Source organism: Sodalis sp. RH21 (genome assembly GCF_047324175.1).
Lineage (GTDB): Bacteria > Pseudomonadota > Gammaproteobacteria > Enterobacterales > Enterobacteriaceae > Acerihabitans.
Map to the genome: position 1 here is coordinate 4,728,811 of NZ_CP178732.1, position 21,982 is coordinate 4,750,792.

The 21,982-nt window shown below is 56.5% G+C and carries 18 protein-coding genes; 3 read left to right on the top strand and 15 right to left on the bottom strand.

Annotated features, from left to right (window positions below; all coding sequences use genetic code 11):
• Window positions 1–66 precede the first annotated feature (66 nt).
• The 5 genes from ispH to ribF are packed head-to-tail and all read right to left on the bottom strand — an operon-like array spanning window position 67 to window position 5,767.
• Window positions 67–1,017 carry a 4-hydroxy-3-methylbut-2-enyl diphosphate reductase gene (gene ispH, locus ACL2XP_RS21830; protein WP_413735310.1) on the bottom strand — a complete coding sequence of 317 codons (951 nt, stop codon included), beginning with the start codon at window positions 1,015–1,017 and terminating at the stop codon, window positions 67–69.
• The gene (fkpB, locus tag ACL2XP_RS21835) at window positions 998–1,468 is read right to left on the bottom strand and encodes an FKBP-type peptidyl-prolyl cis-trans isomerase (protein WP_413735312.1); all 471 of its coding nucleotides are present in this window, start codon (window positions 1,466–1,468) and stop codon (window positions 998–1,000) included. Before fkpB ends, ispH begins: the two co-directional genes overlap by 20 nt.
• A 5-nt stretch (window positions 1,469–1,473) precedes the next feature.
• Entirely contained in the window at window positions 1,474–1,980 is a 507-nt protein-coding gene (gene lspA / locus ACL2XP_RS21840) for a signal peptidase II (RefSeq protein ID WP_413735313.1), read from the bottom strand.
• Window positions 1,980–4,796, bottom strand: a complete 2,817-nt coding sequence (gene ileS, locus ACL2XP_RS21845; protein ID WP_413735315.1) for an isoleucine--tRNA ligase — start codon at window positions 4,794–4,796, stop codon at window positions 1,980–1,982. Before ileS ends, lspA begins: the two co-directional genes overlap by 1 nt.
• Before the next feature lie 32 nt (window positions 4,797–4,828).
• Window positions 4,829–5,767: a bifunctional riboflavin kinase/FAD synthetase gene (gene ribF, locus ACL2XP_RS21850; RefSeq protein WP_413735317.1), complete on the bottom strand. Its 939-nt coding sequence runs from the start codon at window positions 5,765–5,767 to the stop codon at window positions 4,829–4,831.
• Between the two features lie 400 nt (window positions 5,768–6,167).
• Between ribF and rpsT the strand changes: the two genes are divergently transcribed.
• Window positions 6,168–6,431 carry a 30S ribosomal protein S20 gene (gene rpsT, locus ACL2XP_RS21855; RefSeq protein ID WP_162364018.1) on the top strand — a complete coding sequence of 88 codons (264 nt, stop codon included), beginning with the start codon at window positions 6,168–6,170 and terminating at the stop codon, window positions 6,429–6,431.
• 55 nt (window positions 6,432–6,486) lie between these two features.
• On the opposite strand, the gene nhaA is transcribed toward rpsT, so the two are convergent.
• The 9 genes from nhaA to tal all read right to left on the bottom strand — a co-directional run bounded on the left by nhaA (window position 6,487) and on the right by tal (window position 18,199).
• Window positions 6,487–7,710 (bottom strand): Na+/H+ antiporter NhaA, encoded by a 1,224-nt coding sequence (nhaA, locus tag ACL2XP_RS21860; protein WP_413735319.1) that lies wholly within the window; start codon window positions 7,708–7,710, stop codon window positions 6,487–6,489.
• Between the two features lie 185 nt (window positions 7,711–7,895).
• The gene (locus ACL2XP_RS21865; RefSeq protein ID WP_413735320.1) at window positions 7,896–9,107 is read right to left on the bottom strand and encodes an MFS transporter; all 1,212 of its coding nucleotides are present in this window, start codon (window positions 9,105–9,107) and stop codon (window positions 7,896–7,898) included.
• A 54-nt stretch (window positions 9,108–9,161) separates the two neighbouring features.
• Entirely contained in the window at window positions 9,162–10,283 is a 1,122-nt protein-coding gene (locus ACL2XP_RS21870; protein WP_413735322.1) for a mandelate racemase/muconate lactonizing enzyme family protein, read from the bottom strand.
• Between the two features lie 47 nt (window positions 10,284–10,330).
• The gene (locus ACL2XP_RS21875) at window positions 10,331–11,359 is read right to left on the bottom strand and encodes a LacI family DNA-binding transcriptional regulator (RefSeq protein ID WP_413735323.1); all 1,029 of its coding nucleotides are present in this window, start codon (window positions 11,357–11,359) and stop codon (window positions 10,331–10,333) included.
• Window positions 11,360–11,518: 159 nt separating this feature from the next.
• Window positions 11,519–12,655, bottom strand: coding sequence for a molecular chaperone DnaJ (gene dnaJ / locus ACL2XP_RS21880; RefSeq protein WP_413735325.1), 1,137 nt, complete (start codon window positions 12,653–12,655; stop codon window positions 11,519–11,521).
• Between the two features lie 108 nt (window positions 12,656–12,763).
• The gene (gene dnaK / locus ACL2XP_RS21885) at window positions 12,764–14,686 is read right to left on the bottom strand and encodes a molecular chaperone DnaK (protein WP_413735327.1); all 1,923 of its coding nucleotides are present in this window, start codon (window positions 14,684–14,686) and stop codon (window positions 12,764–12,766) included.
• Between the two features lie 338 nt (window positions 14,687–15,024).
• A complete protein-coding gene (locus ACL2XP_RS21890; protein WP_413739253.1) occupies window positions 15,025–16,335 on the bottom strand; it encodes an MFS transporter in 1,311 nt (436 codons plus the stop codon).
• A gap of 135 nt (window positions 16,336–16,470) precedes the next feature.
• Window positions 16,471–17,067 carry a molybdopterin adenylyltransferase gene (mog, locus tag ACL2XP_RS21895; RefSeq protein WP_413735329.1) on the bottom strand — a complete coding sequence of 199 codons (597 nt, stop codon included), beginning with the start codon at window positions 17,065–17,067 and terminating at the stop codon, window positions 16,471–16,473.
• A gap of 178 nt (window positions 17,068–17,245) precedes the next feature.
• Window positions 17,246–18,199: a transaldolase gene (gene tal / locus ACL2XP_RS21900; protein WP_413735331.1), complete on the bottom strand. Its 954-nt coding sequence runs from the start codon at window positions 18,197–18,199 to the stop codon at window positions 17,246–17,248.
• 212 nt (window positions 18,200–18,411) lie between these two features.
• Here tal and ACL2XP_RS21905 point away from each other — a divergent pair, with 212 nt between their 5' ends.
• A complete protein-coding gene (locus tag ACL2XP_RS21905; protein ID WP_413735333.1) occupies window positions 18,412–19,863 on the top strand; it encodes an alanine/glycine:cation symporter family protein in 1,452 nt (483 codons plus the stop codon).
• A gap of 20 nt (window positions 19,864–19,883) precedes the next feature.
• The gene (gene yaaA / locus ACL2XP_RS21910) at window positions 19,884–20,657 is read left to right on the top strand and encodes a peroxide stress protein YaaA (RefSeq protein WP_413735335.1); all 774 of its coding nucleotides are present in this window, start codon (window positions 19,884–19,886) and stop codon (window positions 20,655–20,657) included.
• A 35-nt stretch (window positions 20,658–20,692) separates the two neighbouring features.
• Here yaaA and thrC read toward each other — a convergent pair whose 3' ends face one another.
• Window positions 20,693–21,982, bottom strand: coding sequence for a threonine synthase (thrC, locus tag ACL2XP_RS21915; protein ID WP_413735336.1), 1,290 nt, complete (start codon window positions 21,980–21,982; stop codon window positions 20,693–20,695).

Sequence of the window (21,982 nt, forward strand, 5' to 3'; positions counted from 1 at the left end):
TCACCGGCAAGAAAACCTATTTGATAATGGACGGAGTAAAACACCGCGCCGCAGGCGAACCCGCGCTTACTCCACCATCCTCACGTTCACCCGCAACTCTTTCGGCACCTCGAACACAATATTTTCCTCGCGTCCGATAAGCTCCTCCGCGCCCTGGCCGCCCAGGGCCTGCAAACGGCCAATCACCGCCTGTACCAGGATATCCGGCGCGGAAGCCCCGGCGGTGACCCCGATGGTGCCGATCCCCTGCAGCCAGCTTTCCTGGATGTCCGCCGCGCTATCAATCAGGTAAGCGGGTTTGCCCACCCGCTGCGCCAGTTCCGCCAGCCGGTTGGAGTTGGACGAGTTTTTCGACCCGACCACCAGCACCACGTCCGCATCGGCAGCCAGCTCGCGCACCGCCTCCTGGCGGTTGGTGGTGGCATAGCAAATATCGTCCTTACGCGGACCGATAATTTGCGGGAAACGTTCGCGCAGCGCATCGATAACCTCGGAGGTGTCGTCCACCGATAGCGTCGTCTGGGTCATGAAGCACAGATTATTTTCATTTTTAACCCGCAGTTGCCAGACATCCGCCGGCGATTCCACCAGGTACATTCCCCCCGCGGGATTATTGTACTGCCCCATGGTGCCCTCCACTTCCGGGTGCCCCGTATGACCGATCAAGATGGCCTCGGTACCCTTACGGCTGGCGCGCGCCACTTCCATATGCACCTTGGTGACCAGCGGGCAGGTGGCGTCGAATACCGTTAAATCGCGGTTTTTCGCCTCGGCCCGCACCGCCTGCGATACGCCGTGGGCGGAGAAAATTAAAATAGATCCGTCGGGCACATCATCGATTTGTTCGATAAAGATGGCGCCGCTGGCGCGCAGGGAATCCACCACATAGCGGTTATGCACAACTTCATGGCGCACATAAATCGGTGCGCCATAAATTTCCAGCGCGCGTTCGACAATGCTGATGGCCCGATCGACACCGGCGCAAAAACCCCGTGGGTTAGCCAGTAAGATGCGCATTTTTATCCTCCTGCTGCGGATTGATTGCCAGAACGTCGATATCAAAATACACCGTGCGGCCGGCCAGGGGATGGTTGAAATCCACCGTAATGGATTCCTCGGCCACGTCGCGGATAAGCCCCGGCATTTCGTTGCCGCTGACGGCGGTGAACAGCATGATGGTACCCACCTCCGGCACGCCGGTTTCACTGAAATCGCGGCGGGAAAAGAACTGAATCAAATCGGGATTCGACGGACCGAACGCCGCTTCCGGCGCCAGGGAAAATGATTTTTTATCACCCACCCGCAGGCCGAGCAACGCCTGCTCCAGCGGCGCCGATAAACTATCGTCGCCCAGGCGGAACAATGCCGGCTTATTGTCGCGCCGGGTTGACTCGGCGAGGGTGCCGTCTTCGAGCTTAAGATCGAAATGCACCAGCACCGCGCTGTCGGATTGCACCTGTTCGGTCATGGCGCTTAACCTTTCTGCTTGGCGGTTTTGTCGGCCGGGCGTATCAGCCCTTCCAACACGATCAAAAACGCGCCGATGCAGATCGCGGAGTCCGCCACGTTAAAGGTGGGAAAATGCCAATCGCCCACATAAAAATCTATGAAGTCGATGACCACGCCGTGGACCAGCCGATCGAACAGATTGCCTAGCGCGCCGCCGATAATCAGCGCATAAGCGCAGTTGGTCAGACGCTGGCGATGATCCGAGCGGTACATCATGACCATCAGCGCCACGGCGATCACCAGGGCGATAACCGCAAACATCCAGCGCTGCCAGCCGTCTTTATCGGCCAGGAAGCTAAACGCCGCGCCGTTGTTGTGGGCGTAGAAAAAATTAATGAACGGCATGATGGCGACCGTTTCATGCAGCATGAAATGCTGCATGACCCATTGTTTGCTGCCCAGATCGATAATCAGGACAATCAGCGCCAGCCACAGCCAGCGCAGTCCGGTGGTGCTCAGTGATCTATTCATCAGACAAACTTACGCTCTTCGCCCGCGCCGGCCACGTTAGTGACACAGCGACCACAAATTTCAGGATGCGCGGCGTCGCCGCCGATATCGGTCTCGAAATGCCAACAGCGCGGACATTTCGATCCTTCGGCCTTCACCAGCGCGATTTTCAGACCTTTAAGACCTTCGCTCTGCTGGGCGTCGTCCCCGGCAGCATCGTACCGGGCCACCGCCGCGCGCGAGGTCAGCAAGGCGAAATACAGCTCATCGCCCAGCGCATTCAGGACGGGCGCCAGCGCGTCGTCGGCATACAAGGTCACCCGCGCTTCAAGAGAGCCGCCGATCAGCTTATCCGCGCGGGCCTGCTCCAGCACCTTATTGACTTCGCTGCGCACTTTCAGCACCGTCTCCCAATAAGCGTCGTTCATGGTTTCATCGGCGTCCAGTCCGAACAGGCCGTCATACCACTCTTCGGTAAACACGAACTGTCCGCGGGCGCCGGGCATAAAGCCCCAGATTTCATCCGCGGTGAATGACATGATCGGCGCCATCCAGCGCACCAGGGCCTCGACGATATAATACAACGCGGTCTGGCAGCTGCGGCGGGCGATACTGTCCGCCTGGGTGGTGTACTGGCGATCCTTGATGATATCCAGGTAAAACGAGCCCATTTCAATCGAGCAGAACTGCATCATGCGCTGCACGACATTATGGAAATCGTAGCTGTCGTAAGCGGCGATGATTTCCACCTGCGCCGCCTGCGCCCGGCCCACGGCCCAGCGATCCAGCACCACCATATCTTCCGGCCGCACGCAGTGCAGGGCCGGATCGAAGCCTTTCAGGTTGGCCAGCAGGAAACGCGCGGTATTGCGGATGCGGCGATACGCGTCGGCGGAGCGCTTGAGGATTTCATCGGATACCGCCATTTCACCGGTATAATCGGTGGATGCCACCCATAGGCGCAGGATATCCGCGCCCAGCTTGTCGATAACCTGCTGCGGGCTGACCACGTTGCCGATGGATTTGGACATTTTACGCCCCTGTCCGTCGACGGTGAAACCATGGGTCAGTACCTGGCGGTAAGGGGCCTCGCCTTTCATCGCCGTCGAGATCATCAGCGAGGACATAAACCAACCGCGATGCTGATCGGAGCCTTCCAGATACATATCCGGCCCGTGGCCGGCGAATTCGGGACGCACCGCCACTACCGATGAATGCGTTGAACCCGAATCGAACCAGACGTCCAGGGTATCAGGCACCTTGGTATAATTTTCCGCCTCCGCGCCCAGCAAGTCGGCGGGATTCAAATCCCACCAGGCCTGGATGCCGTCTTGTTCCACCCGCTTGGCCACTTCTTCCATCAATTCCAGCGTGCGCGGATGAAGCTCTTCGGTGTCTTTATGCACGAACAGCGACATCGGCACGCCCCAGGTGCGCTGGCGGGAGATACACCAGTCGGGACGGTTGGCCACCATGTTTTCGATGCGCGCCTGGCCCCAGCCCGGTATCCACTGCACTTCTTTAATTTCTTCCAGCGAGCGCGCGCGCAGGCCGTGCTGATCCATGCTGACAAACCACTGCGGCGTGGCGCGAAAAATGATCGGCGTTTTATGGCGCCAGCAGTGCGGATAGCTGTGCAGCAATTTTTCCACATGCACCAGGGCGCCGCGCTCGCGCAGCAGTTCCACCACCACATCGTTGGCTTTAAAGACCTGCATGCCGTCCAGGGCGGGAAAGGTGCCCGGCAGATAGCAGCCGTCCGGACCTACCGGGTTGGCCACTTCCAAACCGTACTGCTGGCCGATCACGTAGTCATCCGGACCGTGGCCGGGGGCGGTGTGTACCGCGCCGGTGCCGGCCTCAAGCGTGACGTGCTGGCCAAGAATCGCCGGCACGTCAAACCCCATGAACGGATGTTGAAAGCGCAGCAGTTCCAGCGCGCTGCCCTTGCAACTGCCCAGCACATTCCATTGCGCGACACCCGCGCGCTGCATGACGCTGGCCACCAGCTCAGCGGCCAGTATCCAGTTTTGCCCGTTTACCGCCACCAGCTGATATTCGAAGTCCGGATGGACCGAAATCGCCCGGTTGGCGGGCAGGGTCCAAGGCGTGGTGGTCCAGATCACCAGGGCCACCGGGCCGGCGACATCGGTCACGCCGAATTTCGCCGCGACGCCTGCCGGGTCAACCGCCTGAAAAGCCACGTCGATGGAGGGGGAGGTGCGATCATAATACTCCACTTCCGCTTCCGCCAGCGCTGAACGGCAGTCGATACACCAGTGCACCGGCTTGGCGCCTTTATGCAAATGGCCATTGCCGATCACCTTGCCGAGCGACCGGATAATATTGGCCTCGGTGGCGAAATCCATGGTCAGATAGGGCTTTTCCCATTCGCCCAGGACGCCAAGGCGAATGAAATCTTTTTTCTGCCCGGCCACTTGTTCTGCGGCATATTTACGGCAGGCGGCGCGGAATTCGGCGGCGCTAACCTTTTCGCCGGGCTTGCCGATCAGCTGTTCCACTTTCAGCTCGATGGGCAGGCCGTGGCAATCCCAGCCCGGGACATAAGGAGAGTCGTAGCCCATCAAACCCTTGGACTTGATAATAATATCTTTAAGAATTTTGTTAACCGAGTGACCGATATGAATACTGCCGTTGGCGTACGGAGGGCCATCGTGCAGAATAAAGGTTTTTTTGCCTTTTTTAGCGTTACGAATCAGCCCGTACAGGTCCTGTTCATACCAGTTTTGCAGCATGCCAGGCTCGCGCTTGGCGAGATCGCCACGCATCGGGAACCCTGTGTCAGGTAAATTCAGGGTATTTTTGTAATCACTCATTCGATTCTCGGTTCCGTTTTCGGTGAGAGAGTTTAAAGGGGCGCCGTCAACCTGAAGAACTCCCGGCCGGCCACCACATCATTCGCGATTTGCCGCTTCAACTCATCAAGGGAGGCAAACCGTTGCTCATTGCGCAATTTCGCGCGTATCACGACTTCTATATGACGACCGTAAAGATCCATCGCCACATCCAGCAAATGCACTTCCAGCCGCTGGCGCAGCCCCGCCACCGTCGGCCGGGTGCCGATATTGGCCACGCCGGCGAAAGTCTGGGGACCCAGCCCGTACACGTCCACCGCATATACGCCGTTAATCGGCGCGGGGCGGCCCTTGAGCGATACGTTGGCAGTGGGGAACCCAAGGGTGCGGCCCAGCTCGTCGCCGTGCTCCACGCGCCCGGAGATGCGGTAAGGGTGCCCCAGCAGCATTTCGGCGACCACCAGCCGATCGCCGGCCAGCGCCTCGCGCACCGCCGTGCTGCTGATGCGCCTGCCGCCTTCGGTGTAGGTGGCGGTGCTCATCACCTCGAAACCCGCCGCGGTGCCCATCTGCTGCAAAAAAGCGAAATCCCCTTCGCGCCGCGCGCCGAAGCGAAAATCATCGCCCACGCAAAGAAACCGCACGCCCAGTTTTTTCACCAGCAGCTCGGAAACAAAAGTCTCGGCGCCAATGGCGGCAAACCGCGCATCGAAGGTTATGCACAATACTACGTCAATCCCGGCTTCGGCCAGGTACTTCACTTTATCCCGCAGGCGGGTCAAGCGCGCCGGAGCGTCCCGGCCGGCAAAATGTTCCTGCGGCTGGGGTTCAAAAATCATCACCATTACCGGCAGGCCGCGTTTGCGGCCTTCGGTCTGCAATTGTGCAATCAACGCCTGGTGCCCACGATGAAAACCATCAAAATTGCCAATAGTGAGCACGCACCCGTGGTGACGCGCCTGAAGGTTATGTAAACCGCGAATAAGCTTCATAGCAGGCTCAAGACAGTGGAAATCGGCGGATTATACCTTGTACAGCGGATAAGGTTAACCCGCTAATCCAATCTTTGACAGTAACGGCGGTGAAAGCCATGCTTATTTCGTCCGGTCAGGTTTTTTTCGCAGGTTATTCTGCTCCATGCGGTGTATTCCTCTCCACCCGTTACGGGCGCCGCGGCGCTAAATCATTTCTTTATTGCAGATAATCGCTTTTTTCATCTCAAAGGCTGTATTCCCCGGGCTGAAACTGGTAGAATCCTGCGCCATCACATTGTAACAGGCGTTGCGTAGTCAAGCGGCGCTTATTTGCACAAATCCATTGACAAAAGAAGGCCGAAAGGGCATATTCCTCGGCCTTTGAATTGTCTCATAGAACATGTTTGGGAGTTGGACCTTGGCTAATATCAAATCAGCTAAGAAACGCGCCGTACAGTCTGAGAAGCGTCGTCAGCACAATGCCAGCCGTCGCTCCATGATGCGTACCTTTATCAAGAAGGTATACGCGGCTATCGATGCAGGTGATAAAGATGCAGCGCAGAATGCTTTTTCTGCCATGCAACCCATTGTGGACCGTCAGGCCAGTAAAGGTTTGATCCACAAAAACAAAGCAGCGCGTCATAAATCTAATCTGACCGCGCGTATCAACGCAATGCAGTAACACCTGCTTTCGTTGTGATTTGTAAAAAAACCGGCCCCGGCCGGTTTTTTTGTGCCTATCTTTCGTCGCTGCGGCCGGCGGTCAGGGGTAACGGCAGCGCCAGGCGCAGCAGCCCATATCCCCAAATCGCCGCCACCACGGACCCGGTAAGGATGCCCAGCTTGGCCAGGACGATCATGTGCGGGTCCGACCCCGCCCCGCCAAACGCCAGGCCGGCAATAAATATCGACATGGTAAAACCGATGCCGCACAGTACCGCGGCGGCGGCGATTTGCCTGAAACTGACCCCATCCGGCAGCCGGGCCAGGCCCAGTTTCATGGACAAGAAACAAAACGTCAGAATGCCCAGCGGCTTGCCAAGCACCAGGCCCACCGCAATGCCGGCCGGCAGGATGGAAAACAGGCTGGCCGGCGTTAATCCGTGCAGGGCCACCCCGGCGTTGGCGAACGCGAACAGCGGCAAAATCAGATACACCACCCACGGCTGGATCTTATGCTCCAGCGCCAGGGACGGGGAGTATCCCCGCTGCCGGGCGGCCGGCATAGCCCCGGTCGGCGGCAACCGCAATGGAATCAGGCCGCCGAGGATTACCCCCGCCAGGGTGGCATGGATGCCGGACAGCAAAATGGCCCCCCACAGCAGCGCCCCCACCAGCAGGTACCAGCCGATATGCCTGACATTGCGGCGGTTCATCAGCGCCAGCGCCAGGATGGCCACCCCGGCGCCGGCTAACGCGGCCAACGAGAGATCGTGGTTATAAAACAGGGCGATGATCGCGATCGCCCCCAAGTCATCAATAATGGCCAGCGCCAGTAAAAACGCTTTAAGGCTGGCCGGCACCCGTTTACCCAGCAGCGCCATGACCCCGACCGCAAAGGCGATATCCGTGGCCGTGGGGATGGCCCAGCCAGAGTGATGCGCCGGTTCGCGCCAATTCAATAACGTAAAGATGATCGCCGGGGCTATCATGCCGCCGAGCGCGGCGATGGCAGGAAACGCCGCCTGGCTGCGGCTGGCCAGCGCCCCTTCCATTAATTCGCGCTTTACGTCCAGGCCAATCATCAAAAAGAAAACGGCCATCAGGGCGTCATTAATTAAAACCAGCAAAGTGAAATGCGAAGAGTGAACGGCCGCGGCGTCCTGGGGAAAAAACACCAGCGCGTTATAAAACGCCTGCGCGGGCGTATTGGCCATAATCAGCGCCGCCATGGCGGCTAAAATGAGTAAAACGCCCCCTGAGGCCTCGTGGTTCAACCAGCGTTTAATAAAACCGGGCACGGTACATCCTTTTAATGCTGAAGATAAATTTATTGTGCGGGATGTTCGCGCGCAGGTAAATCAAAACCGGAACCATCCGGCACCATTGGTCGCCGAATGGTTGAAAGATATGGAGGATTTCCGGCCGGATAGGCCAACGCCGCCCCTGGGGCGGCGGAGCTTGTTGAGCTCTTGATACGGGCAGGCTATAGCTGGTAATTCTGTTTATGGATGCGGCTATACAGTAATACCGCCAGTCCGCCCAGGATGGCTACCGCGCCGATAATAAAAAATCCCGGCAGATAGGAACCGGTATTTTTCAATAAGATCGCCACCACGAAACCTGCTGTCGTGCCGCCGCAGCCCGCCCCGATACCGTTAATGACCCCCGCCGCCGGACCTACCGCTTCAGGCTTCACGCTGGTGGTGATAATCGACCAGATGTTGGTGGTATAACTGCTGGTGAAATAGGCGATGGCAAAAGTAATCAATGCCATTTTCACCACGGGATCGGCAATAATCGGCAATACGGTGAGCAATATGCCGGCAACCAGTAGTCCCGATGCCGCTATCAACCCTCTCTTTTGCGTGCGATCGCTCAGGATAGACATCGGAATAGCAAACACTACCGCCAATAAATAGGGTAACGAACTGGCAAAACCCTGCCACATGCCGGTAAAGCCCAGCGAATGCACCAGCATGGGAATAAACAGCGTGATGCCCCAGAACAGCATGCCGTTGGCAAAATAGCTGAAAATCAACAATAGGAAAGGATAGCCACCCAGAGACTGGAAGGTAATTTTCCCGGTCGGCTGCTGTTCTTTGACTGATGCCCCTTCCTGGCCATCCGGCGCGGATTTAAGAAAAACTAAAAATAACGGCACCACGAGAAATATGCCCAGCCCGCCGGTTATATAGAATAACCACTTCCAGCCTAAAACGTCATAAATCGGCGTCAGGATGAGAAAGCCCAGGCCAAGCGCGAGAAATTGACCATAAAATTGGATTAAGTTGGTGCCCCGGGTAATTTCATCTTTAGTGAACCAGGCACGGGCAAAACGAAATTGCTGCGGCCAATAAATACCTTCGGTAATGCCGAGAATGATACGAAACACGATCAGCAGGGTTGGCGAGGTCACCCACGCCGTGGCCACCGTGGCCAGAGACCAGATAAATACCATGCTGACAATCGTGGTCTTAGGATTAAGTTTGTATGTGAAAAAACCGCCAAAAAAATTAGATAGCGCATAACCGATTAGAAAGCCCGTTAATGCCAGGGACTTGGTGGTCGCGCCGGAAAAGCCAAGATCCGCTTCCATACCGGGCAAAGCGATGGAAAGGTTTGAACGATCGAGATAGGCGATAAAAACCCCGATCATTAAAGTAACGCCTATACGATACCATTTTGAATTATCCATATTATTTTCCATTCTACGTTGGAGTTTGCTGCGCGCAGGGTATTAATATCAGCCTTAATTTTGTTCATAATGCCGGATCAGATCCCGATCAATTTCTATTCCAAGACCAGGCTGATTGGGTACCGGAATAAACGGCCCGATGACTAAATCGGATAATTGCTCCCGGAAAACATTGGGTGCCCGGTCCAGTTCAAGCAAGGGTCGTTCTTTAACACAAGAGGGGACCGCCAGCGGGATAGCGGAAATCAGATGCAGCGTGGCGGCCAAGGAAATAGCCGATCCCCACAAATGGGGGTAACAGTCGACGCCGTGGGCGCTTGCCAGCATGGCTACATTTAACGCTTCGCTCAACCCGCCGCAGGCGGCGACATCGGGTTGCACGATATCCACACAGCGCTGCTCAAGCAATGGTCTGAATCCAAAGCGGGTAAATTCCGATTCACCGCCGGCGATGCGCATGTTTAATGCGCTTCTGACTTCTTGATATCCCTGAAAATCATCGGGTAGCACCGGCTCTTCAAACCACGCTATATTATGTTCTTCAACAGAATGACCAAATTGAATGGCTTCACGCACGGTATAGGCGCGGTTGGAGTCTATCGCCAGGCTGGCATCCGGCCCGATTAGCCGCCGCACTTCAGCCACCCGCGCGGCGTCCTGACGCGGCGTTTTACCGCCGACTTTCATTTTGTATGCCTGAAACCCCTGCTGCATAGAGACTTCGGCGTCTTGTTCCAAAGAATACCGCGCGTCGTCCGAGTAATAAAAGGAGGAGGCATAGGCCTTGATGGGCTCATCGGCGGCTCCGCCTAATAATTTGGCAATGGGCTGTCCCAACGCCTTGCCGAAAATGTCCCATAACGCGATATCGATACCCGACAGAGCTGAAATGGCGATCCCTTTGCGGCCAAACTCGCGGGTACGATTGTATAAATTTTCCCATATGCGCGCGCGTTGCATCGGATCTTGGCCGGTTAATAATGGCGCGAACAATTCGTTAATCAGAGCAGCATTAGCCCGGGCAGGACCAAAACATTCCCCCCAGCCGATAATGCCCCCGTCGGTTATGATTTCCACCAAGCAACCCGCCCGGCTGTTCCATAACCACTGGGACATACCGAACTGAGTCTCCAATTTTTGTACCACGACATGGGTCTTGATTTCTTGTATACGCATAAGTGGCTCCTAATTAAGGTAATCGATTACCTTATTTTTTAAAAAAATTAATTGATCGTCGAATCTCTGGCAATGAGCTGAACGGGTAATTCCAGTGACTCCAGGTCGATATTTTCATTATTTTGCAAAAGACTGGTTATCAGCTTTTTGGCCGCAAAAGCGCCTATTTGATAGGTAGGCTGTGAAATTACCGTCAGGCTGGGGTTCGTCACGGATGACCATTCGGTGTCGTCGAAGCCGATAAAAAGGAAATCAGCGGGAATAGTGCGATTTAACTGTTTTACGGCCTTGAGCACCGCCAGCGACAAGATGCCGTTGGTCGCAATAATCCCCAAGCTATCGGCGCTATTTTTCTTCTCAAAAATATCGCTAAGAACCTCGGCTACCCGATCTATTTGTATTTTTTCGATAATATGGACGTCGCTTTTAATATTATCCAGATTGGCTTGACTGGTCAGCGCGAGAAACGCCCCGACGCGTTCTATCCTGGGGCTGATGCGATTGGTGGGCGGGCTCAGCAATATCAAAGAATTACATCTTTTTTCCAATAGATGGTCGACCGCTAGCGCAACGCCTTGAAAGTTATCAATGGAGACCGAATTTACCGTTTTGCCGTTCTTGCTGATTTTCCGCCCGACCAGCACCACCGGGATTTCGGCAGCGAGATTAACAATGAGTTCATCGTTGCCGCCGGTGGTATTAATCACAAAGCCGTCCACCCGCTTGGCCATCATCATCTCGACGAATTCACTTTCTTTTAACGGGGACTCTTTGGAATTACACACAAAAATGGTATAGCCAAACTCGGCGCAAGCTTCTTCGATGCCTTGTAAAATGGCAATGGAATAGGGGTTGAGGATATCGGACAAGATAACCGCGATGGTATTGCTTTTAGTGCTGCGCAGACTGCGCGCCACATCATTGGGCTTATAATCCATCGACTTAATGACTTTTTCAATGCGCAGCCGCGTATTTTCGCCCATGGATTGGAATTTGCCATTCAGATAGCGCGACACCGTGGCGGTGGAGACTCCCGCTGCTAATGCCACATCGCGAATTGCTATTTGTTTTTTCATACGCACTTATTGAGGTAATCGATTACCCAAATGTTAGCCCGCTTCCAGAACGTAAAACCGTGATCTCATTCTCACTACTGATTGGCGGAGCGAAATTTTAAGCAAAAAAATCCCCGGCCAGCCGGCCGGGGATTCGTAATACCGATCGAAACGCGGTAATCAGCGCGTCAGATCGTCAAAAAATTTCTTCACGCCGTCCAGAAAACTTTTTGACCGCGGGCTATTTTGTTCGCCGCTCGGTCCGCCAAAACTTTCTTCCAGTTCGCGCAGCAGCTGTTTTTGCTTTTCGTTAAGCTTGACCGGGGTTTCCACCACCACCCGGCACAGCAGGTCGCCCTGACTGCCGCCGCGCACGGATTTAACGCCTTTGCCGCGCATACGGAATAGCTTGCCGGTTTGCGTTTCGGCGGGCACCTTCAGTTTGACCCGGCCGTCCAGGGTAGGGACTTCGATTTCACCGCCCAGGGCCGCCATGGCGAAATTAATCGGCACTTCGCAAAACAGGTTGTTCTCTTCGCGTTCAAAAATGGGATGCTGGCGCACCTGAACCTGAACGTAAAGATCGCCGGCCGGCGCACCTTGCTCCCCCGCTTCGCCTTCGCCCGACAGGCGGATGCGATCGCCGGTATCCACGCCGGCGGGAATCTTCACCGACAGGGTTTTGGATTTCTCTACCCGACCGTGTCCATGACATTTATGACAGGGTTCTTTGATGATTTTACCGTGTCCCTGGCAGGTGGGACAGGCTTGCTGCACCGCAAAAAAGCCCTGGCGCATCTGCACCTGGCCGGAGCCGTGGCAGGTGGGACAGGTAATGGGCGACGTGCCCGGTTTAGCGCCGCTGCCGTGGCAGACGTCGCACTCTTCCAGGGCCGGAATGCGGATCTCCTTGGTTACGCCGCGCACCGCTTCCTCAAGGGTAAGCTCCATGTTGTAGCGCAAATCCGAACCGCGGCTGGCGCGCTGGCGTCGGCCGCCGCCAAAGATATCGCCGAATACATCGCCGAAAATATCGGTGAAATCCGCCCCGCCGGCGGCGCCGCCGCCATAACCCCCGCCCATGCCGCCCTGTTCGAAAGCGGCGTGGCCATACTGGTCATACGCGGCGCGTTTTTGCGGGTCGGTCAGAATCTCATAGGCTTCTTTTGCTTCTTTGAATTTTGCTTCGGCTTCGGCATTCCCTGGGTTACGATCCGGGTGGAATTTCATCGCCAGGCGTTTATAGGCCTTTTTGATTTCACGCTCTTCCGCATCCCGGGAAAGGCCTAAAATCTCGTAATAGTCTGTTTTCGCCATTGTCTCTTCCTGCCCTCAACATGCTTACACGGGCGTAAGGTTTCCCCGACGCCCGTGCCTGTTGCCAACCACGATATTATTTATCGCCGCTGTGCCCTATCAGGGCGATTATTTTTTATCTTTAACTTCTTCAAATTCGGCGTCGACCACGTCGTCATCTTTCTTGCCTTCGGCGGCGGCTTCAGCGCCCGCTTCGGCAGCGCCGGCCTGGGCCGCCTGCTGCTGGGCCACTTCAAGCAATTTGCCGGATACTTGGATCAGCGCCTGCATCTTCGCTTCGATATCGGCCTTGTCTTCGCCCTTCAGGGCGGTTTCCAGGGCGCTCAGCGCGGTTTCAATCGCCTTTTTATCGTCGGCGGGCAGCTTGTCGCCGGCTTCTTCCAGCTGTTTACGGGTGCTGTGCACCTGATGATCGGCCTGGTTGCGGGTCTGCACCAGCTCTTCAAACTTGCGATCCGCTTCCGCGTTGGCTTCGGCTTCCCGCACCATTTTCTGGATTTCATCTTCGGTCAAGCCGGACGAGGCCTTGATGGTGATTTTCTGCTCGCGTCCGCTGTTCTTATCTTTAGCGGAAACATGCAGGATGCCATCGGCGTCGATATCGAAGGTCACTTCGATTTGCGGCGTGCCGCGCATGGCCGGGGAAATACCGTCCAGGTTGAACTGGCCGAGAGATTTATTATCCGCGGCGCGTTTACGTTCGCCCTGCAGCACATGGATGGTCACTGCGGACTGGTTGTCTTCCGCGGTGGAAAACACCTGGCTATGCTTGGTGGGGACGGTGGTATTCTTGCTAATCAGCGTGGTCATCACCCCGCCCATGGTTTCGATACCCAGGGACAGCGGGCTGACGTCCAGCAGCAGCACGTCCTTCACATCGCCGGCCAATACCCCGCCCTGTACGGCGGCGCCGATAGCCACGGCTTCATCGGGGTTAACGTCTTTGCGCGGTTCTTTACCGAAAAAGTCGGTTACGGTCTTTTGCACCAGCGGCATACGGGTTTGCCCGCCGACCAGGATCACGTCCTTGATTTCCCCTACCGACAGTCCGGCGTCTTTCAGCGCCATTTTCAGCGGGTCCATGGTGCGTTTCACCAGGTCTTCAACCAGCGATTCCAGTTTGGCGCGGGTCACTCTGATATTCATATGTTTCGGGCCGGTGGCGTCCGCCGTGATGTACGGCAGATTCACATCGGTCTGCTGGGCTGAAGACAGCTCGATCTTGGCTTTTTCAGCGGACTCTTTCAGACGCTGCATGGCCAGCGGGTCGTTGCGCAGGTCGATGCCCTGGTCTTTCTTGAATTCATCAACCAGGTAGTTGATCAGACGGCTATCGAAATCTTCGCCGCCCAAATGAGTGTCGCCATTGGTGGCCAGCACTTCGAAGGTTTTTTCGCCATCCACATCGTCGATTTCGATGATGGAAATATCGAAGGTGCCGCCGCCAAGGTCGTAAACCGCGATGGTGCGGTTGCCGGTTTCTTTATCCAGGCCATAGGCCAGCGCCGCGGCGGTCGGTTCGTTAATGATACGTTTGACTTCCAGGCCTGCGATACGGCCGGCGTCTTTGGTGGCCTGGCGCTGGGCATCGTTAAAGTAGGCCGGTACGGTGATAACCGCTTCGGTGACCGGTTCGCCCAGGTAGTCTTCCGCCGTTTTTTTCATTTTTTTCAAAATTTCGGCAGAAACCTGCGGGGGCGCCATTTTCTGGCCTTTTACATCCAGCCAGGCATCGCCGTTATCGGAAGCGATAATTTTGTACGGCATGATGTTGGTGTCACGCTGAACTTCTTCATCCTGAAAACGACGTCCGATCAAACGCTTGATCGCGAACAACGTGTTCTGCGGATTAGTAACGGACTGACGTTTAGCTGGCTGGCCAACCAGAATTTCACCGTCCTGCGTGTAAGCAATAATGGAAGGGGTAGTACGATCGCCTTCGCTGTTTTCCAGCACCCGAGGTTTGGAGCCTTCAATAATTGCGATACAAGAGTTGGTCGTACCCAAGTCGATACCAATAATTTTACCCATCTAAACATCTCCACTAAAAAGTCATAAATTCATTGTGGTCGTAGACCTGATATGTGGCCGGATAACTCTTTTTTCAAGCTATCGGCACCGTTTTATTTGCAGGTTAAACAACGTTGGTTGCAAATAAGATGGGGCCGCGGCGCCGCGCATCAAGGGGAGGGAGGAAAAAAAAAGCGGGATTTTCATGCTCGCCCGCGTCGGCGAAAGAGAAAAAGCATCACAATTCAATTTATTTCATTGAATTTAAATGAATTTAATAAAAGATCGCGCTAACATTCCATCGGATGGCAGAAAATCGCCCGCGCGAAAAAAATTCGCCCGGGCGATGAAAAAACCGGTCAGGCGGCTGAATTGATCCGATCGGCCTGCGGTAATTTACGCCGCAGCCCGCAAGGCAGGCAAATACCGAGCACCACGCCCATGGCGGCGAGCCCCATCACATACCAGGACGGCGCCATGGGCGTGACCCGCATCAGCATGGTAACGGCAATCGGCGTCAGTCCGCCGAAAATGGCATAAGCGACGTTATAGGAAAATGAAATCCCGCTAAAACGCACCGCGGCGGGAAACGCATGCACCATAACGTAGGGAACCCCGCCCACCACGCCGACGCTCAAACCGGCCAGGGCATAAGTCATAAACAACTGCGCCGGATGATGGGCGCCGGTATGGTAAAACAGCCAACTGAAGATGCCGAGCAGCGTACAACCGATAATAAAGGTTTTGCCCGCGCCATAGCGGTCGATGACGGCGCCGGTGATGATGCAGCCGACGGCAAGCGCGATGATGGCCACGCAGTTGGCCCGCAGGGCCAGCGAGGGGGATACGCCCAGCTGCTGTTGCAGCCACAATGGCGCCATCAGGATCACCACCACAATCCCGGCGGACAGCAGCCAGGTCAGCAGCATGGAAATCGCCACCGCGGTTTTATGGTTGGTGACCACCGATTTCAGCGGCAGCTCTTGCGCCAGCGCCTGGCGGCTTTGCATCTCGATAAATACCGGCGTTTCCCGTAGCCAGCGCCGCAGGTACATGGCCACCAAGCCAAACAGGCCGCCAAGAAAGAACGGTATCCGCCATCCTCCCTGGTCTATGCCCTGGGGGGTCATAAAGGTATTGAGCAAGGTGGCGATAAACGACCCCAGCAGAATACCGATGGTCAGGCCGGCGGTTAAGGTACCGCAGGCGAAACCGATACGCCGCTGGGGCACATGTTCGGCCACGAATACCCAGGCTCCCGGCACTTCGCCGCCGATGGCCGCTCCCTGTAAAATCCGCAACAGCAGTAATAATAACGGCGCGGCGATGCCCAGGGTGTCATAAATCGGCAACATGCCCATCAGCAAGGTGGGCAGCGCCATCAGAAAGATAGACAGGCTGAACATTTTTTTACGGCCGACCTTGTCGCCGAAATGCGCCATGATAATCCCGCCCAACGGCCGCGCCAGATAGCCGGCGGCAAAAATACCGAAGGTTTGCATTTGACGCAGCCAATCGGGTAAATCCGGCGGGAAAAACAGTTTGCCGATCGTCGCGGCGAAAAAAACGAAGATAATAAAATCGTAAAATTCCAGCGCGCCGCCCAGGGCCGCCAGCGACAGCGTTTTATAATCCTGTCGGTTTAAGCGACGTTGGTGATCGACATGCATATTCATTTGCGTTGAGCCAGGGGGGATAAGAAAAAAATATATCATACATTGTAAAGATAAACGTACTGGGTGGAAACAAATTTTCACAACGTCCCGACGGCCGCGCGCCGTCGCGCGCGGCGTTATCGCCGCGGCCTACGCGGCGCCGTTTTCCACCGGGCGGCTGGCGTTTTTGGGCCGGAAAGCCACGATAATGGCGGGATTGGTGTCCATATAAGGCCCTTCCAGCAGTTGGACGCAATATGGGATGCTGGCAAAAATGCCGGTAACCACCGCGTTGCCCTGCGCGTCTCTCACCCCTTCCAGGGTTTCTTTAATCGCCCGGGGCTGGCCCGGCAGGTTAAGTATCAGCGCCTGTTTGCGGATCACCGCCGTCTGGCGTGAAAGTATGGCGGTAGGGACAAAGTGCAGGCTGATCTGGCGCATCTGCTCGCCAAAACCGGGCATTTCCCGATCCCCTACGGCCAGGGTCGCGTCCGGGGTGACATCCCGGCGAGCGGGGCCGGTGCCGCCGGTGGTCAATACCAGGTGGCAGCCCGTTTCATCCACCAGATCCCGCAGGGTCTGTTCAATCAGCGGCTGTTCATCGGGCACCAGGCGGGTTTCAAGCGCGAACGGGGTTATCAGCGCATGAGCCAGCCAATCCTCCAGCGCAGGGATGCCCCGATCCTGATACACGCCGTTAGCGGCGCGATCTGAAATGGATACCAGACCAATACGGCAAATATTCATGTTGCATCTCCGGGTAGGCGGTATGTGGGCGGCATTTTCACCGAATTCACCTTCATCGGGAAAAGCCCGGACGTCCAACAAAAAACGGCCCGGTTAACGGGCCGCTCAAGTTTGCCGGCGGCCGGCCCGGGCGGGTGCGCCGCATGCCAGCTACCGGCTGCGCGATAAAGATGCCCGCTTAGAGCAGCTCTTTAATCATCGCTTCCAGTTTTTCCTGATCGGCGGCGAACTTGCGAATGCCTTCCGCCAGTTTATCCACCGCCATCGGATCGTGGTTATGCTGCCACAGGAATTCGGCCTCGGTCATCTTTTCCGGACGGGCCTTGATGCTACCTGTATAGGAAAGTTTACGCTCAAGGGTACCTTCGGTTGCGGCCAATTCCTTCAGCAGCGGCGGCGCGATGGTCAGGCGATCGCAGCCGGCAAGCTCGACGATCTCGCCGGTATTGCGGAAACTGGCGCCCATGACCACGGTTTCGTAACCGTGCTCTTTATAGTACCGGTAAATTTCCGTCACGGAAATCACGCCCGGATCTTGCTGGGGCGCGAATTCTTTTTGGTCGCCGTTGGCCTTATGCCAGTCGAGGATGCGCCCGACGAAAGGGGAAATCAGATAGGCGCCCGCTTCGGCGCAGGCGCGGGCCTGGGCGAACGAGAATAACAGGGTCAGGTTGCAATTGATGCCGGCTTTTTCTAATTGTTCGGCGGCACGGATGCCTTGCCAGGTGGAAGCCAGTTTGATCAGGATGCGATCGTTGCCGATACCCGCATCGTTATAGAGTTTAATCAGGCTTTTGGCTTTGGACACGCTGGCTTCGGTGTCATAGGAAAGGCGGGCGTCCACTTCGGTGGAAACGCGGCCGGGCACTAATTTGAGGATCTCCAGGCCGATGTTCACCGCCAGCTTGTCGGTGGCGTATTTCACCTGCTCATGGGCGTCGCGGCTTTGGTCGCGCGCCCAGCTAACAGCCTGGTCGATATATTGGCGATATTCGGGAATCTGCGCCGCATTCAGGATCAATGAGGGGTTGGTGGTTGCATCCTGTGGCTGATACAGTTTAATGGCGGTGATATCACCGGTATCGGCGACAACGGAGGTCATCTTGCGTAGGGCACTTAGTTTATCTGTCATGATGGAATATCTCGTTGTGAAGGGTGTGCATATCCTATGGCGTTGCACTGCCTTTTTCGATAATACCACGCACATGGTCGGGTGCAAGCGGGCCGCCAGCGGATTTGCCCGCCGGATCGAACAGCATATCATACCGCCATTACAGGATAATATGTCGGGAAAACGCCATGCCGCTGTAATTAGCGACGGCCAACAGGGAATTAGGGAAAGAAATGGCTGAACTATTTGTATTTATCGACGATTTGTTATGGAACTCGGTATTGATTTACCTGCTGATAGGCACCGGTGTTTGGTTCACCTGCCGTTCCGGTTTTATTCAAATTCGCCATTTTCGCCATATGTTTTCCATTTTAAAAGGCTCTGGCCGGGGCAACAGCGCCGGCATCTCCCCTTTCCAGGCGTTATGCACCTCGCTGGCGGCGCGCATCGGCTGCGGCAATATGTCCGGGGTCGCCCTGGCATTGGTGGTGGGCGGGCCAGGGGCCATATTCTGGATGTGGCTGGCCGCCTTTATCGGCATGGCCACCGCCTTTGCCGAAAGCACCCTGGCGCAGTTATATAAGGTGCGCGACGCCGATGGCCGGTATTGCGGCGGCCCCGCCTGGTATATGGAAAATGGCCTGGGGCTGCGCTGGATGGGCATCCTGTTCTCCTGTTTCCTGCTGATCGGCTACGGCGGCGTGTTTAATGCGGTTCAGGCCAACGCCATCGCCCAGTCGCTGCAAGGAGCCTACGGTATTGAGCCATATCAGACGGGCCTCGGCCTGGTGGCGCTGAGCGGCCTGGTCATTTTCGGCGGCATCCGTTTTATCGCCCGGCTGTCGCAATGGCTGGTGCCGCTGATGGCGCTGTTTTATGTGCTGCTGGCGGTATGGGTGGTGCTGTCGCATATCGATCGCCTGGGGGCGGTGGCCTCGCTGGTCATGGACAGTGCGTTCGGGCTGCGGCAGGCCGCGTCGGGAGCGCTGGGTTACGGCGTTTCGCAGGCAATATTCCAGGGGGTGCAGCGCGGGCTGTTCTCCAACGAGGCCGGGATGGGATCGGCGCCCAATATCGCCGCGGCGGCTACTCCATGGCCGCCCCATCCTGCGTCGCAGGGATATATCCAGATGCTGGCGGTATTTATTGATACCATCGTCATATGCAGCGCCACCGCGGCCATTATTCTGGCCTCGGGCGTGTTGGAACAGGGAGCCGCCGATAATACCCAGGGGATCGCCATGATCCAGCAGGCCCTGACGTCGGCGGTCGGCGCGTGGGGCACGCCGTTTATGGTGATCGCGCTGTTTATTTTCGCCTTCACGTCAATCATCGGCAATTACGCTTATGCGGAAAACAGCCTGCGCTTTTTCAACGGCCGCCCCGGACGGCGAACGCTGGTTTTCCGGCTCCTGGTGCTGGGCATGGTCATGTTTGGCTGCCTGACCGAGGTGCCGGTATTGTGGCGTCTGGCCAATTTCGCGATGGGGCTGATGACCCTCACCAATTTGATTGCCTTGCTGCTGCTGTCGCGTATCGCGCTGATGCTATCCCACGATTACAATAGCCAGCGCACCGTCGGTAAGCTGCCGACATTTTATGCCGCCAATTTTCCCGCCATTGCGGCACAATTGCCGCCCGGACAATGGGATCGTCCCGCAACGCGCAACGCCCCGCATCCATAACCAGACAGGAACCGCTATTTATGCTTATCGCTATATCCCCAGCCAAAACGCTGGATTATAAAAGCCCGCTGGCGACCCGCCGTTATACCCAGCCGGAGCTGCTGGCCCGGTCGGAAAAACTGATGAAGATCTGTCGTAAACTGACCCCGGCGCAGCTATCAGGCCTGATGGGAATAAGCGATAAGCTGGCGGATTTGAACGCGGCGCGCTTTCAGTCATGGCGGGCGGATTTCACCCCGGACAACGCCCGGCAGGCCATATTGGCCTTTAAAGGCGACGTTTATACCGGTCTGGCGGCGCAGTCCTTCAGCGAGGCTGATTTCGATTTTGCGCAACGCCATCTGCGCATGCTGTCTGGCCTGTACGGCATACTGCGGCCGCTGGATCTGATGCAGCCCTATCGCCTGGAAATGGGGATCAGGCTGGCGAACCCGGCGGGCGGCGATTTATATCATTTCTGGGGCGAGACGCTGACCCAAAAACTCAATGAGGCGCTGGCCGCTCAGGGGGACGACGTGCTGATCAATCTGGCCTCGGAAGAGTATTTCAAAGCGATCAAGGTGGATAAATTGACGGGCCGGGTGATTAAGCCGGTGTTTCTGGATGAAAAAAACGGCCAATTTAAAATTATCAGCTTTAACGCCAAAAAAGCGCGCGGCATGATGAGCCGCTTTATTATCACCCAGCGCCTGGAGCGGCCCGAGCAGTTACGGGAATTCAATGACGGCGGCTACGCCTACGATGCGCAGCGTTCCAATGACGCGCAGTGGGTATTTACCCGCCCGGAGAAGTGAGCTGACCCGGCGAAACCGCTTCGCCGGGCGTGCGATTATTGCGGTAAATCCATCAACAGCTTGCGCAACTGCGGGAAATCGGCGGGCAATGTGCTCGACAGCAGCGGCAGGGAAGCCCTGAGGGCCAGCGCCTTCGGCAGCGGCAAGGATTGTCCCAACACCTCGTCCACGGTTTCCTTGAACTTGGCCGGGTGGGCGGTGCCCAGGAACAGGCCGAACTCGCCGGGCTGCAGCTGATCGCGCAACAGGCGATACGCGATCGCGGCGTGCGGCTCGGAAATGTAACCCAGTCCGGCCAGTTCACGCATGGTTTCGCGGGTGGTATTGTCATCCACGCAGCCATAGGCCAGGGTGTCCAGCCGCCAGTTCTTGCGCCGGAACAGCTCTTCCACCCGCGGCCAGTTATTGGGCTGGCTGACATCCATGGCGTTGGACAGGGTGGCCACGGTGGGGTTGGGCAGCCATTTCCCGCCGGACAGGAACCGCGGCACGGTATCGTTGGCATTGGTGGCGGCGATAAAACGCTTAATCGGCAAGCCCAGGGACTTGGCCAGCAGCCCGGCGGTCAAATCGCCGAAATTGCCGCTGGGTACCGACACCACCAGCTGATTGCGTTGCTCCTGCGACAACTGGGCCACCGCTTCGAAGTAATAGCAAATTTGCGCCAGCAGGCGGCTGATATTGATCGAGTTGGCGGAGTTCAGCCCCAGGCCGCGTTTCAGATCTTCATCATCAAAGGCGTGTTTGACCAGGGACTGGCACGCATCGAAGTCCCCCTCGATGGCCACGGTATGGATATTGCCGCCCAGGGTGCAGAACAGTTTTTCCTGCAGGGGACTGATTTTTCCGCGCGGATAAAGGATCACCACCCGCACGTTTTCCAGACCGTAAAAAGCGTGGGCCACCGCGGCGCCGGTATCGCCGGAGGTCGCGGTCAGGATGGTCACCGGCTGGCCTTTGGCCACTTCGGTCAGCATTTGCGCCATGAACCGGCCGCCGAAATCCTTAAACGCCAGGGTCGGGCCGTGAAACAGTTCCAGCACCGAAATATCCTCACTCACGGCGGCGACGGGAGCCGGAAACTCAAAAGCGGCTTTTACCCGCCGGTAGATAGTCTCCAGCGGCAGCTCATCACCGATGTAAGCCGACAGAATACGCGCGCTGCGGGTCACCAGATCGAGATCCAGCAAGGCGTCGATTTCCGTAGAGGCGAACTCGGGCAGCTCCAGGGGGAAAAACAGCCCCTGCTGGCGGCCCAGTCCCTGCTTAATCGCCTGGGCGAAACTGACCTGCTCGTTATGATCCTTAATATTATACAATTTCAT